The sequence below is a fragment of the Nocardia sp. NPDC003269 genome (assembly GCF_042888005.1).
Lineage (GTDB): Bacteria > Actinomycetota > Actinomycetes > Mycobacteriales > Mycobacteriaceae > Nocardia.
The window spans coordinates 1,029,183-1,042,196 of record NZ_JBIAPA010000003.1 but is presented as its reverse complement, the minus strand read 5'-3'; the positions used below and the strand labels follow the sequence as shown (position 1 = coordinate 1,042,196).

Sequence of the window (13,014 nt, the reverse complement as noted above, 5' to 3'; positions counted from 1 at the left end):
CGGCTCAGCGCAGGTCGCGCCGTCGGAAGGCGGTGAGCCCCACGGCGATTCCCGCCACCGCGACCAGCAGCAGCCACCCGAGCGGGACGATGTCGAACGCCGCGCCCGGCAGCTTCGGCGGATGCACGAACGGCACCAGATCCATCAGCCACTGCGGGAAGGTCCCCAGCGAGCCGAGCAGGACAACGACGATCATCGCGCTGAGCACCGCCCAGGCCAGCGACGCGTACTTCGGGACCACACCGAACAGCAGCAGCGCGATGGCGGTGACCACCCACACCGCGGGCAGTTGCACGGCGACCGCACTCAGCGCGTCGCCCAGCTTGCCGACGACGTCGCCGTCGGTGGCGCCCCAGACCACACCGATGCCCAAGCCCGCCACCAGCAGCGTGACGGCCGGACCGGCCAGCGCGAACAACAGGTGGCTCGACGCGTAGCGCACCCGGCCGACCGCCGCCGCCAGCACACTCTCGGCGCGGCCGGAGTTCTCCTCCTCGTGCAGGCGCAGCACCGCCGACACCGAGTACGCGGCGGCGGCCGCGGCGAGCATGGTGACGGCGTAGGCGATGAACGACTTCTCCAGGTCGGTCGACCCGCCCATCGAGGTGACCACGTCCTGCAGGGTGCCGCTGTCGTCGAGCATCCCGCCGATGCTGTTCACGGCACCGCCGATCAGCAGGCCGTACAGACCGAAACCGATCGTCCAGGCCAGCATCGACCCCCGCTGCAATCGCCACGCCAGCCCGACCGGACCCGCCAGCGCGGCACCCGCGACGGCGGGACCGGGACGTTCGGCCAGCAGACCGGCACCGAGGTCGCGGGTCCGCAGCAGCTGGTAGGCGAGCAGCGTCGCGCCGGTGGCGACGACGGCCAACGGCACCAGCACCCACCAGCGTTCCTCCGCGTACGGCCGGATCTGCAGGCACCAGCCCAGCGGCGAGAACCACGACAGCACACCGTTTCCGGCGTCGCCGACCGCGCGGATCGCGAACGCGGCACCCAGGGTGCCCAGCGCGACGCCGCGCGCGATCCGCGCGCTGTTGCTCAACTGCGCGGCGACCGCGGCCACCGCGGCCCAGACGATGCCCGACGCGGCCAGCGCCGCACCCCAGGCCACCGACCCCGCGACCGGCAGATCGGTCGCGAGCAGCGAAGCGGTACAGGCGATTCCGGCCACCGCCGACGCGCCGAAGGTGAGCAGCAGCGCGCCGGTGAGCCCGGCGAAACGGCCGATGCTGGTGGCGCCGACGAGTTCCGCGCGCCCGGTCTCCTCCTCGACCCTGGTGTGCCGGATGACCGTCAGCACGGCGGCGATGGCGATCATCGAATACATCGCCCCGGCCTTCCAGGTGCCGATGCTGCCGAGCGAGGAGCCGAACACGGGACCGTACATGGCCAGCAGCGCCGGGCTGGCCGCGGTGGTCGCGGCGAAGCTGTCGAGCTGCTGCTGGGTGGCGTAGAGGTCCTTGATCGAGACGATCTGCAGGGCCGGCATCAGCCCGATCAGCAGCGACCACAGCGGGGCGATGATCCGGTCGCGACGCAGATAGAGCCGCAGCATCTGCGCGGTGCCCGCGAACTCGCCTGCGGTGCGGGTGGTTCCGAGGAAGCCGGGGGAGGCGGCGATGGTGGTCATGCCCGCACCTTCTCCCCGGTGGCGGCCGCGTCGTCGGCGTCGACGTGGTAGTGCCGCAGGAACAGGTCCTCGAGGGTCGGCGGTGCGCTGGTGAGGCTGCGCACGCCCGCGTCACCCAGGACCCGGATGAGCCGGCCGAGGTGGTCGGCGTCGACCTGGCAGCGCAGGGTCGAGCCGTCGCGTTCGACGTCCTCGACGCCGGGCAGGGCGCCGACATCGCCTGGGTCGCCGATCAATTCGGCCGTGATCGCGGTGCGGCTGAGGTGCCGCAGTTGATCGAGCGAGCCGGATTCGACCGTGCGGCCCGCGCGGATGATCGTCACCCGATCGCAGAGATGCTCGACCTCGGACAGGATGTGGCTCGACAGCAGCACCGTCGCCCCGCGGGCGGCGGCCTCGCGCACACAGTCCTGGAAGATCCGCTCCATCAGCGGGTCCAAGCCCGAGGTCGGCTCGTCGAGGATCAGCAGATCGGCGTTCGCCGAGAAGGCCGAGACCAGGGCGACCTTCTGCCGGTTGCCCTTGGAATAGGTGCGGGCCTTCTTGGTCGGGTCCAGCTCGAACCGCTCGATCAGTTCGGCGCGGCGGTGCTCGTCGAGTCCGCCGCGCATCCGGGCGAGCAGGTCGATCGTCTCGCCGCCCGACAGCGACGGCCACAGCGTGACATCGCCTGGGACATAAGCGATCCGGTGATGCAGGGCGACCGCGTCGGTCCACGGGTCGCGGCCGAACAGGGCCGCGTCGCCGCCGGAGGCGCGCAGGACCCCGAGCAGGACGCGGATCGTCGTGGACTTACCCGCGCCGTTGGGGCCGAGGAAACCGTGGATCTCGCCGGGGCCGACCCGCAGGTCGAGCCCGTCGAGCGCGGTGAACCGGCCGAAGGTCTTGCGCAGGCCATGGACTTCGATGACCCGATTGGTGGTGGGGGAGGGCATCGTCTACTCCTCGATGAGGCTGTCGAGCAGAGTCGAATCGGTCAGCATGCCTTGGGTGTAGAGCTCGAGCGCCGGGAAGGTGGTCAGGTCCGAGAGGTCCCGGATCGCCTTGCGGTAGTCGAGCTTTCCCTCGCGCTGCATTCGCATCTGCAGATAGAGGTTGGTGGCTCCGACGTGGCAGAGCACGATGTATCTGGCCCGGGCCGCGGGGTCGCGGCTCGGTTTGAGCTGGCCCGCCTCGACGGCGGCCTGCATGTACTCCTGCGCGTCGGCGACCATGTGCTCGAGCAGGGACTCGGCCAAGGCGCCGCCGGCTTGGAAGCTGCGCAGCATGTAGGCGATCAGCGGGGCGTACATCTCGATCTCGGCCAGGGCGGTGAGCATTCCGGTGGCACCCTGCGAGCGGATGACGCGGAGCTTCTCGTCCCGGATGAGTTCGAGCACGCGGTCGTCGCAGGCGGCGCGCAGGCCGTCCTTGGAACCGAAGTGATGGTTCACCAGGCCGGGGGACACTCCGGCTGCCGCGGCGATCGCCCGGACGCCGACACCGAAACCCTGTTCACCGAACAGGTCGATCGCGGTATCGCGAATGCGGGCCATGGTCGTCAGATCGGCGGTGGATCCTTGCGGTACGGGCTGTTGGCTGAACACATGTTCAATATACTAAACACTCGTTCAATCCGCGAGCAAGAGTTTCCGGCGAACCAGTTATCAATCAATGTTTGAAATAGTGATTGAAACAACGATGGAAATCTGGTTGGCTGCCGGTATGGGATCAATCGGTACGAAGCCCCGCGACGCGCGGTCGGTGGAGACGCGGGAGCGGCTGCTCGCGGCGGCGGAGGAACTCCTGCTGACACAGCCGTCCGCGGAGGTCTCGGTGCGGGCGGTGTGCGTCGCCGCCGAGACCAATCCGGCCGCCGTCCACTACCACTTCGGCAGCAAGGACGCGCTGGTCGCGGCGCTGCTCGAGGATCGGCTCGCGCCGCTGTGGGCCGAACAGCTCGGTGCGGCGGCCCGGCGGGAGGCCGAGCTCGCCGAGGTGGTGGACGCGGTGATCGGCCCGCTGGCGGAACTGGCCGCGGATCCGCGCGGCCGCCTGTACCTGCGGCTGCTCGCCGAACTGGTGCTCGGCCGCCGCGAGGTGGGCTGGACCGGGGACTGGTTCCAGCTCGACTCCTGGGTGCGCTTCCTCCCCGACCTGGACCCCGCCGAGGCGCAGCGGCGGTGGCTGCTCGCCTTCGAGGTGCTGATCATGCGCTTCGGCGCGGGCCACGCGCCGTCGGCGGGCACCGTCGCCACGCTGCGCGATTTCGTGCTGGCCGGACTCGCGGGACCGGGTGCGCGATGACCGATATCTTCGCCCCGGCCACCCTCGGCCCGATCACCCTGCGCAACCGCGTGATCAAGGCCGCCACCTTCGAGGGCCGCACCCCGGACGCCCTGGTCACCGACGAGCTGATCGAGTTCCATCGCCGTATCGCCGCGGGCGGTGTCGGCCTGTCGACCGTCGCCTATTGCGCGGTCGCGCCCGAGGGCCGCACCGACCGGCACCAGATCTGGATGCGCCCCGACGCGGTGCCGGGACTGCGCAAGCTCACCGACGCGATCCACGCCGAGGGCGCCGCGGCCTCGGCGCAGATCGGGCACGCCGGGCCGGTGGCCAACGCCGCGTCCAATCGCGCGCCCGCGCTGTCGCCGAGCAGGCTGTTCTCCCCGCTCGGGATGCGGATGACCCGGCGCCCCGACGCCGACGGCATCGCGGAGCTGGTCGCCGCGCACGTGCGTAGCGCCCAGCTGGCCGAGGAGGCCGGGTTCGACGCGGTGGAAATCCATTTCGGCCACAACTACCTGGTGAGCGCCTTCCTGAGCCCGCTGCTCAACCGGCGCCGCGACGGCTACGGCGGCAGCCTGGTCAACCGGGCGCGGCTGGCCAGGGAGATCGCCGAGGGCGTGGCCGGCGCGGTCGGTGGCCGCCTGGCCGTGCTGGCCAAGCTCAATATGGACGACGGGGTCGCCGGTGGCCTGCGCCCGGCCGAATCGGTGCGGGTCGCGCAGATGCTCGAGGCCGACGGGACCCTCGACGCGCTCGAACTGACCGCGGGCAGCTCCCTGCTCAACCCCATGCTGTACTTCCACGGCGACGCACCACGGCGGTCCTTCGCCCGCACCTTCGGGCCGCCGCTGAGCTGGGGCCTGCGCGTGGCCGGGCCGGTGTTCCTGCGCGAATACCCGTACCGCAGCGCCTATCTGCTCGAGCGCGCCCAGCTGTTCCGCGCGGCGCTGCGCATGCCGCTCGTGCTGCTCGGCGGCATCACCGACTACGACGGCATGCGGCTCGCCCGCACCGAGGGCTTCGAGTTCGTCGCGATGGGCCGGGCGCTGCTGTGCGAACCCGACCTGCCGCGCCGGATCGCGGCCGAGACCACGACCACCGCCGCCTGCACCCACTGCAACGAGTGCATGCCGACCATCTTCACCGGCACCCGCTGTGTGCTGCCGATCGCCGAAGGAAACCTGTCGTGAGAATCGCCGTCACCGGGGGCACCGGCTATCTCGGCGCGCCCACCGTCGCCGCCCTGCTCGCCGACGGTCACGAGATCCGGCTGCTGGTCCACCCCGGGGAATCGCTGGACCGGTGGTGGCCGGAATTCGCGCACGACCGCGACCGCATCACCGTCGTGCGCGGCGACCTGCGCGACAGCGACACGATCACCGCGCTGCTCGACGGCTGCGCGGCGGTGCTGCACGCGGCCGGTGTGGTCGCCACCGACGACCGCCGGGAACCGCTGATGTGGCAGGTCAATGTCGACGCCACCGCCGAACTCCTGTGCCGCGCGGCCCTGGCCGGCCTCGACCCCATCGTGCACGTGGCCAGCTACAGCGCGCTGTTCCCGTGCCCGGACCCGGTGATGACCCCGGACAGTCCCACCGCGACGGGCCGCAGCGCCTACGGCCGCACCAAGTCCGCCGCCGACCGGGTCGCCCGGGCACTGCAGCGCAGCGGCGCGCCGGTGGTGATCACCTATCCCTCCAGCGTGATCGGACCGGGTCTGGCCGGCACCCGCGGCATTACCGAGCGCGGCTGGAACACCATGCTGCGCAGCGGCTTCGCGCCCCGGCTCGACGGCGGGATGGCGATGATCGACGTCCGCGACGTGGCCGAGCTGCACGCGGCGGTGATGGTGCCCGGTCAGGGGCCGCGCCGGTATCTGTGTGGCGGCCACCAGGTCCCGTTCGACACCGCCATCGACCTGCTCGCCACCGCCTCCGGCCGCCGGATCCGCCGGATTCCGGTGCGCCCCGGCATGTTCCGGGCGCTGGGCCGCGCCGCGGATGTCGCGTCGCGGTTCGTCGAGGTCGACGCCGCGTTCGGCTACGAGGCGGCGTGGCTGCTCACCTCCGACACCCCGACCGACGATTCGGCCGCGCTGACCGAGCTCGGGCTGACCTGGCGGCCCACCGCGACGTCCCTGCGGGACATGTTCGCCGCCTGAGCCCGCGGCGTCGGCACGATGTGAGGGAGAACGCGAATCCGCCGCCGGGCCGCGTGCACGGATTATGGTCGAAGGATGGCTACCGGCAACTCGACGACGGCAGAACATCTCCGCGCAGCGCTGGACGGACCTTGGCGCGCGGTCCGGGACCAGGCACGAGTCCAACTCGCCGACGACCGCTTCACCGGCGATCCCGAACTCGACATCCACGCCGCCAGGGCGCGCGTCCTCGACCAGATGCGGGTCATCGCGACCATGGGGTATCCCGAGCGCGGCTTCCGCTCCGAGAACGGCGGGACCGGTGACCCCGGCGGCGCGGTGACGGGCCTGGAGATGCTGGCCTACGCCGACCTGTCGCTGTGGGTGAAATCCGGTGTGCAGTGGGGCCTGTTCGGCGGCGCCGTGGAGAACCTGGGCACCGAACGGCACCGCGACTACATCAAGCGGCTGATCTCCCTCGACCTGCTCGGCTGCTTCGCGATGACCGAGTCCGGCCACGGCAGCGACGTCGCCAATCTGGAGACCACGGCCACCTACGACCCGGCCACCCAGGAATTCGTGATCAACACCCCGACCCCGTCGGCGCGCAAGGACTACATCGGCGGCGCGGCGGCGCACGCCCGCATGGCCGCCGTGTTCGCCCAGCTGATCACCGGCGGCGAGAACCAGGGCGTGCACTGCCTGCTGGTCCCCATCCGCGACGAGCTCGGCGCCGACCTGCCCGGCGTGACCACCTACGACGACGGCCTCAAGGGCGGGCTGCCCGGCGTCGACAACGGGCGGATCGTGTTCGACCAGGTCCGGGTGCCCAGGGAGAACCTGCTCAACCGCTACGCCGACGTCGAGCCCGACGGCACGTACTCCTCGGAGATCGAGAACCCGAGCCGCCGCTTCTTCACCACGCTGGGCACGCTGGTGCGCGGCCGGGTGAGTGTCGGCGGCGCGGCCGCGGCGGGCGCGCGGGTGGCGCTGAGCATCGCGGTGCGGTACGCGCTGGCCCGGCGCCAGTTCGCCGACCCCGACACCGGCGCGGAAACCCTGCTGCTGGACTACCGCAGCCACCAGCGCAGGCTGCTGCCGCTGGTCGCGAAGTCCTTCGCGCTGGCCTTCGCCCAGAACGACCTGGTCCGCCGCATGGACCTCATCCAGAGCGGCCGCGACACCGAACCGGGCGCCCAGCGCGCGCTGGAGAAGCGCGCCGCCGGCTTCAAGGTCGCCCAGACCCGGCACGCCACCAGGGCCATCCAGGAATGTCGCGAAGCCTGCGGCGGTGCGGGATATCTCACCGAGAACCGCCTCGTCACGCTCAAGGCCGACACCGACGTGTTCACCACCTTCGAAGGTGACAACGTCGTCCTCACCCAGCTCGTCGCCAAGGAACTGCTCACCGCCTACTCCGACGAGGTCCGCGATCTCGACGCGCTGGGCTGGGTGAAGTTCGCCGCCACCATGGCCGGTGACGTGGTGCGCAAGCGCTCCGGGGTGCGTCAGCTGATCCAGACCCTGCGCGATCGCTCCGACGAATCCGTCGACGAGGGCGACCTGTCCAAGCGCTCGGTGCAGCTGCAACTGTTCGCCGACCGCGAGGACTACCTGCTGCGGACCGCCGCGCACCGGCTGCGTGCCAGGGCCGCCGACACCGGTCCGTTCGAAGCGTTCAACAACGCCCAGGACCACATCCTCGCCGCGGGCGCCGCGCACATCGACCGGCTGGTGCTCGAGGAGTTCGTCGACGGGATCGCCGCCATCGACGATCCCGACGCCAAGGCGCTCGCCGAAACCGTCTGCGACCTCTACGTGTACGCCACGCTGGAGGAGAACCTGTCCTGGTACATCATGCACCGGTTCATGTCGGTGGAGCGGGCCAAGGCCGTGCGCCGCGGCGTGAACGAACTCGTCGACCGGTTGCGCCCGGACGCGCTGACCCTGGTCGAGGCGATGGGCGTGCCGGAGACCATGCTGCGCGCCGAAATGCTGCACGACGCCAGCGTTTTCGACCGGAGCTAGCGCGTTCCGGGGCGCAGTCGCTCCGCGAGCAAGCACAGGGCAAGGGCCAACGCCGCCGCCGCTGCCGCCCCACCGAGCACATCGGTGGGGCGGTGGTAGCCGAGCACGACCATGCCGGGCACGATCGCGACGAGCGCGAGCACGGTGAGCGTCGCGATCGCGACCCGCGCTGTGAGAGTGGTCACCAGGCACGCGAAAGTCGTTGCGACAGCGACCATATGGACCGTGTGACCGCTCGGGTAGGCGAGGTAGTCGTGCATTCGCCTGTCCCACAGCGGTTTCAGCACCACGGTGTTGATCACCAGCACGAGCTCGGGGACGACGAGCATGGTGACCGCCGCCCACCACCGGCGCCGCACCGCGAACCAGCCCACCGCCGCCAGCAGCGCGACCAGCACGACCGGCGCGTTGCTCGGCGTGACCAGCACCTGCGCCAGGCCGGGGGAGACCGCCGCGGTGATCGGGTCGGCGACGGCCGCGTCCAGTCCGGACGGTCCGCCGTCGGCGGGGAAGGTCAGCGGCAGCGCGGCGGTGAGCGCCGCGCCTGCCCCGATGGCCGTCGCGCGGACGACGGTGGTGCGCGGGGGAACGTGGTCGATCACCGACGCGACGATAGCCGCCCCGGGTGACGTCTCAGGCGGGGCCGTAGGTGAGCACCGCGGTCACCACGAACCACAGCACCCACGCGATCGCCACGATCATGCCGATCGCCAGGGTGATGCGCAGGAACGCGCGACCGAAGTCCAGGTCGCCGTCGACCCGCGGATAGAGCTTCCACGGGCTGTACCAGGGCGCCACCAGACCGCGCGAGGCCAGTTCGCGCTCGAGCTGGGCCTGTTCCTCGGCGTACTGCTCGGCCTGGGCCTGGGTCGGGCCACCGTGCCACAGCGTCACATCGATCGGGCCCAGGAAACCCTCGTTGAGCAGGTCCTGCGGCGCGGGCAGGAACGGCAGGATGCCCAGGCCGCGGAAGGCGATGGCGATGTCGTTGGCCGTCCAGAGGTTGTGTTCCTTGGCGGCCAGCATCTCGAAGTACTGCTCGAGCCGGTGCGGATCGTCGGTGACGATCACGTCGAAACTCGGATCGTTCCAGCCCTGGTGCACGTCGATCTGCGCGCCCGGCTGCGGCACGATTACGCCGAGCCCGTGCACGGCCCGCTGCCCGAGCCCTCGCGCGGCGAGGTAGTCCTGCAGGGCGAAGGTGTGTTCGCGCGAGCGCTCCAGTGGTGTCGACTTCTCGCCGCCGGTGAACTGGGCGAGCTCGCCGGAGACCATCCAGGGGCCGTTGAGCGGGATCTCCAGCACCCCGTCCTGCGGCACGGCGAAGGTCTCGGCCTCGATGATCACGCAGCTGGTCGGTGTCCAGACCACCGCGTCGAGCTGGTGCAGCCGGTCGTTGTGGAACAGGCCGCAGTTGATCGTGGCGACGCCGTGCGGGCTCGACGGGTCCTTCCACGTGCGCAGCCAATCGATGAGTGCGAGCTCGGCATCGGTGCCTGCCGCATTCTGCACGCGCACGAGCATGGAGTCCGCCCTTCTGGGTCGTTGGCGCCGCGGGCCGAGAACCGTTGGCGTACATCGTAGCTCGACAACCGGTGGATGCCCGGCAGGACGCCGGGAGGTGTTCAGCTCGGTTCGGCGGCGATCGTGCCCGCCGCGACGGCGGCGACCAGTTCGGCGTGATCGGCCTCGGTCCGATCGGCATAACGTACCGCGTAGGCGGCCACCGCCTCCTCGAACGCGTCGTCGTCGGCCTCGAGGTAGCCGGCCAGGGTGCGCGGGTCCAGCGAACGCGAGTGCGCCCGCGCCAGCAGCGCGCCCGCGAGCCTGCCGTAGTCGTCGAGGTCGTCGGCCGAGAGCCCGGCCGGGTCGATGCTGCCCTTGAGATTGCGGAACTGGCGCACGACGAACGGCAGCGGCTCGTCCAGGTCGACGGTGGTCCAGCCGAGCAGGATGTCGGTCTCGGACTGCACGCTGCGCGCGCCCGCCACGATGCGCTCGCCTTCGTGGCGCGGCGCGACCGGCGGCAGGAACGGGGCCAGCGCGGACGGCCTGGCCTGTTTGACCTGTAGCACCAGCGACTCGCCGTCGTTGCCGTGCAGCAGCGCCACATAGCTGTGCAGGCCGACGCTGCCGGTGCCGACGATCCGGAAGGCCACATCCGAGACCGCGAAGCGGGCCAGCAGGGCGCGACGGGACTCGCGGATGGTGCTCGCGTAGCGCTCGAGGCCGTCGATCACGGCGTCGGCGACCGGCGCGTCGACCGGGGTCAGGATCGGCGGGTCGCTGACGAAGCGGTGCTTGCGGATGCCGGTCTCGTGATCGTCGAGGTGCTCGGTCCACTTCGCCACGACCTTGGCGCTGGTGTTCTTGCGGGCCTTCTTGGCGGCCTTCTTGAAGTCGTCGATCAGGTCGTCGGCCTTGGCCGAGCCCAGGATCGACTCGTCGGGCAGCGCGGTCCAGGACTGCATGAACGGCATCTCGGCGAGCTCGACCGCGGTCTGCCGGTAGAAGCGGGCGGCGTCGCGCGCGGCGCGCACGCAGTCGTCCTCGGCGGCGCCGCTCTCGCGCCCGGCCAGCACCAGGCTGGCGGCCAGCCGCCGCAGGTCCCATTCCCAGGGCCCGAGCACGGTCTCGTCGAAGTCGTTGATGTCCATCACGATCTCGCCGCGCTGGGTGCCGTAGAGACCGAAGTTGGCGGCGTGCGCGTCGCCGCAGATCTGGGCGGGCAGCCCGCTGTCGGGGCCGGCGGCCAGGTCGGCCGCCATCAGCCCGGCGGCGCCGCGGAAGAAGGTGAACGGCGACGCGGTCATCCGGCCGATCCGCAGCGGGATCAGCCGCTCGATCCGGCCCTCGTTGCTCGCCTCGACGAACTCGAGCACCGTCGGCCGGTCGGGGCTCTCGACGACCCGCTCGGCCGCGTCGAACGGCACGCGCTGCCGGGCGGCGCGGCCGCGCGCACGGGCGTCCTCGGCGGAAACGTAGGAGCGCAGATCTGGACCACTGTCGGACACAACCGCCCAGGCTAGCGGGTCGGGGGACGACCGGCATCGCGACCGCGTGGCAACCGGACACGCCCGAAGGTTTTCGGCGTGGCCGGATGGCGCGAGCGGGGGTTCGTGCGGTATGCAGGGGCGTGGCAACCGAATCGGGACCGCCGGGCATCAACGACACCGAAACCGGTGGCGTGTTCAGCGACCGCATCCTGACCGTGCCCAATGTGCTGAGCCTGCTCCGGCTGATCGGTATCCCGATATTCCTGTGGTTGATGCTGGTCCGCCATGCCGACGGCTGGGCGTTCACCCTGCTGATCGCCAGCGGTGTCACCGATTTCCTCGACGGCAAACTCGCCCGCCTGCTCGACCAGTCCTCCCGGCTCGGCGCGCTGCTCGATCCGCTGGTCGATCGGTTATACCTCGTGACGACGCTCGTGGCGTTCGTCGCACGCGGGCTGATCCCGTGGTGGATCGCCGTGATCCTGATCGGTCGCGATCTGGTACTCACCGTGACCCTGTCGGTATACAAGCGCCGTGACCTGCCCGCGCCCGAGGTGATCTACCTGGGCAAGGCGGCCACCTTCGCGCTGATGTCGGCCCTGCCGTGGCTGCTCACCGGGGAGATGGACTGGGCAGGGGCGGGTTTCGGGTGGGCCTTCGGCTGGGCACTGCTGATCTGGGGCACCGCGCTCTACGTCTGGACCGGGGTGCTCTACGCGGGGCTGGCGGTCGCGGTCGCGCGATCGATACCGCCTGTGCCGCACCGCGGGAGCTAGTCGATACTCTTGCGTGCAACGTTGACGACGAAAGGACGTCCAGTGACCCGGACCCCCGAGGATCTGCGCTACACCGAAGAGCACGAATGGGTGCGGCGGACCGGCCCCACGGCGGTTCGTGTCGGCATCACCGACTACGCCCAGTCACAGCTGGGTGACGTCGTGTTCGTACAGCTGCCCGACGTCGACAAGGACGTGACCGCGGGCGAGAGCATCGCCGAGGTCGAGTCGACCAAGAGCGTGTCCGACATCTACGCCCCGCTGGGCGGCAAAGTCGTTGCGGTGAACGAGGATCTGGTCTCGGCACCGGAGACGCTGAACACCGATCCGTACGACGAGGGCTGGCTGTTCGAGCTCGCCTTCGACGACGCGGCAACGCTCGATTCCGCACTGGGTGAACTGCTGGATGCGGCGGGTTATCAAGGAGTTATCGGGGGCTGAGCAAGCCTTCACAGTTCTCCCTGCACGGGTACGCCCCGGCAGGGTACGGTCAAAGCCAAGCGGATACGTCGGGGAATCGACGCCGGGATCTTTTTCCTGGCGATGTGATCGCGCCGGTCGTGTCGCCGAATACAGCACCTGCTTGCATGGATAATCAGGTTCGAGGAGGAGAGAAACGGTGAGCGAGAACAGGGACCCGGGTTACGGGGAGACCGCGGCCGAGACGACGTCGGTCTTCCGCGCGGACTTCCTCAACGAGGTCGACGCGTCGCGCTCCGGAGAGCCGACCGGCGAACAGCCGGTGCAGGGCGTCGAGGGCCTGCCGGTCGGCGCGGCTCTCCTGGTGGTCAAGCGCGGCCCGAACGCGGGCTCGCGCTTCCTGCTGGATCAGCCGACCACCTCGGCCGGTCGCCATCCCGACAGTGACATCTTTCTCGACGACGTCACCGTCAGCCGCCGGCACGCGGAGTTCCGTCAGGACGACGACTCGTTCCAGGTCGTCGATGTGGGCAGTCTCAACGGCACCTACGTCAACCGGGAGCCGGTGGACTCCTCGGAGCTGCAGAACGGCGACGAGGTCCAGATCGGCAAGTTCCGGCTGGTCTTCCTGACCGGTCCGCGCGCGCAGGCGAACGAGTCGGCGTCGGGCGCGGGGTCGCGATGACCCCTACGGTGCTGGTGTCCGTGCTGGGCGCAGTGCTGTGACGGGGGCGGCGCAGTGGGCGC

The 13,014-nt window shown here is 70.6% G+C and carries 13 protein-coding genes; 7 read left to right on the top strand and 6 right to left on the bottom strand.

Annotation, left to right across the window (positions count from 1 at the left end):
- Positions 1-4: 4 nt before the first annotated feature.
- The 3 genes from ACFYWJ_RS24800 to ACFYWJ_RS24790 are packed head-to-tail and all read right to left on the bottom strand — an operon-like array spanning position 5 to position 3,222.
- A complete protein-coding gene (locus ACFYWJ_RS24800; protein ID WP_355278507.1) occupies positions 5-1,636 on the bottom strand; it encodes an ABC transporter permease in 1,632 nt (543 codons plus the stop codon).
- Positions 1,633-2,571 (bottom strand): ABC transporter ATP-binding protein, encoded by a 939-nt coding sequence (locus ACFYWJ_RS24795; protein WP_355278504.1) that lies wholly within the window; start codon positions 2,569-2,571, stop codon positions 1,633-1,635. The genes ACFYWJ_RS24800 and ACFYWJ_RS24795 overlap by 4 nt, the downstream gene beginning before the upstream one ends.
- A 3-nt stretch (positions 2,572-2,574) precedes the next feature.
- Positions 2,575-3,222 carry a TetR family transcriptional regulator gene (locus ACFYWJ_RS24790; protein WP_355278502.1) on the bottom strand — a complete coding sequence of 216 codons (648 nt, stop codon included), beginning with the start codon at positions 3,220-3,222 and terminating at the stop codon, positions 2,575-2,577.
- 118 nt (positions 3,223-3,340) lie between these two features.
- Between ACFYWJ_RS24790 and ACFYWJ_RS24785 the strand changes: the two genes are divergently transcribed.
- From ACFYWJ_RS24785 to ACFYWJ_RS24770, 4 genes are all read left to right on the top strand, one after another.
- A complete protein-coding gene (locus tag ACFYWJ_RS24785; protein WP_355278499.1) occupies positions 3,341-3,922 on the top strand; it encodes a helix-turn-helix domain-containing protein in 582 nt (193 codons plus the stop codon).
- The gene (locus ACFYWJ_RS24780) at positions 3,919-5,097 is read left to right on the top strand and encodes an NADH:flavin oxidoreductase (RefSeq protein WP_355278496.1); all 1,179 of its coding nucleotides are present in this window, start codon (positions 3,919-3,921) and stop codon (positions 5,095-5,097) included. The genes ACFYWJ_RS24785 and ACFYWJ_RS24780 overlap by 4 nt, the downstream gene beginning before the upstream one ends.
- Positions 5,094-6,068, top strand: a complete 975-nt coding sequence (locus tag ACFYWJ_RS24775; protein WP_355278494.1) for an NAD-dependent epimerase/dehydratase family protein — start codon at positions 5,094-5,096, stop codon at positions 6,066-6,068. The genes ACFYWJ_RS24780 and ACFYWJ_RS24775 overlap by 4 nt, the downstream gene beginning before the upstream one ends.
- 75 nt (positions 6,069-6,143) lie before the next feature.
- Positions 6,144-8,075: an acyl-CoA dehydrogenase gene (locus tag ACFYWJ_RS24770; protein WP_355278491.1), complete on the top strand. Its 1,932-nt coding sequence runs from the start codon at positions 6,144-6,146 to the stop codon at positions 8,073-8,075.
- Here the strand turns inward: ACFYWJ_RS24770 and ACFYWJ_RS24765 are convergent.
- The 3 genes from ACFYWJ_RS24765 to ACFYWJ_RS24755 all read right to left on the bottom strand — a co-directional run bounded on the left by ACFYWJ_RS24765 (position 8,072) and on the right by ACFYWJ_RS24755 (position 11,089).
- Positions 8,072-8,677, bottom strand: coding sequence for a phosphatase PAP2 family protein (locus tag ACFYWJ_RS24765; protein ID WP_355278488.1), 606 nt, complete (start codon positions 8,675-8,677; stop codon positions 8,072-8,074). The genes ACFYWJ_RS24770 and ACFYWJ_RS24765 overlap by 4 nt on opposite strands.
- Positions 8,678-8,708: 31 nt before the next feature.
- On the bottom strand, positions 8,709-9,587 hold the full coding sequence (locus ACFYWJ_RS24760) for a nuclease-related domain-containing protein (protein WP_355278486.1): 879 nt from the start codon (positions 9,585-9,587) through the stop codon (positions 8,709-8,711).
- A gap of 113 nt (positions 9,588-9,700) precedes the next feature.
- The gene (locus tag ACFYWJ_RS24755; protein WP_355278483.1) at positions 9,701-11,089 is read right to left on the bottom strand and encodes a DUF2252 domain-containing protein; all 1,389 of its coding nucleotides are present in this window, start codon (positions 11,087-11,089) and stop codon (positions 9,701-9,703) included.
- 122 nt (positions 11,090-11,211) lie between these two features.
- Here ACFYWJ_RS24755 and ACFYWJ_RS24750 point away from each other — a divergent pair, with 122 nt between their 5' ends.
- The 3 genes from ACFYWJ_RS24750 (at position 11,212) to ACFYWJ_RS24740 (ending at position 12,952) form a co-directional block, all read left to right on the top strand.
- The gene (locus tag ACFYWJ_RS24750) at positions 11,212-11,847 is read left to right on the top strand and encodes a CDP-alcohol phosphatidyltransferase family protein (protein WP_355278481.1); all 636 of its coding nucleotides are present in this window, start codon (positions 11,212-11,214) and stop codon (positions 11,845-11,847) included.
- Positions 11,848-11,889: 42 nt separating this feature from the next.
- Complete coding sequence (gene gcvH / locus ACFYWJ_RS24745; protein WP_355278478.1) at positions 11,890-12,288, top strand: glycine cleavage system protein GcvH; 399 nt, start codon at positions 11,890-11,892, stop codon at positions 12,286-12,288.
- Positions 12,289-12,466: 178 nt separating this feature from the next.
- The gene (locus ACFYWJ_RS24740) at positions 12,467-12,952 is read left to right on the top strand and encodes an FHA domain-containing protein (protein WP_110041099.1); all 486 of its coding nucleotides are present in this window, start codon (positions 12,467-12,469) and stop codon (positions 12,950-12,952) included.
- The last annotated feature ends 62 nt before the right edge of the window (positions 12,953-13,014 follow it).

Coding starts and splice junctions, on each gene's coding strand:
- ACFYWJ_RS24800 (WP_355278507.1), bottom strand. CDS start 1,636: ATGACCACCATCGCCGCCTCCCCCGGCTTCCTCGGAACCACCCGCACC.
- ACFYWJ_RS24795 (WP_355278504.1), bottom strand. CDS start 2,571: ATGCCCTCCCCCACCACCAATCGGGTCATCGAAGTCCATGGCCTGCGC.
- ACFYWJ_RS24785 (WP_355278499.1), top strand. CDS start 3,341: ATGGGATCAATCGGTACGAAGCCCCGCGACGCGCGGTCGGTGGAGACG.
- ACFYWJ_RS24780 (WP_355278496.1), top strand. CDS start 3,919: ATGACCGATATCTTCGCCCCGGCCACCCTCGGCCCGATCACCCTGCGC.
- ACFYWJ_RS24770 (WP_355278491.1), top strand. CDS start 6,144: ATGGCTACCGGCAACTCGACGACGGCAGAACATCTCCGCGCAGCGCTG.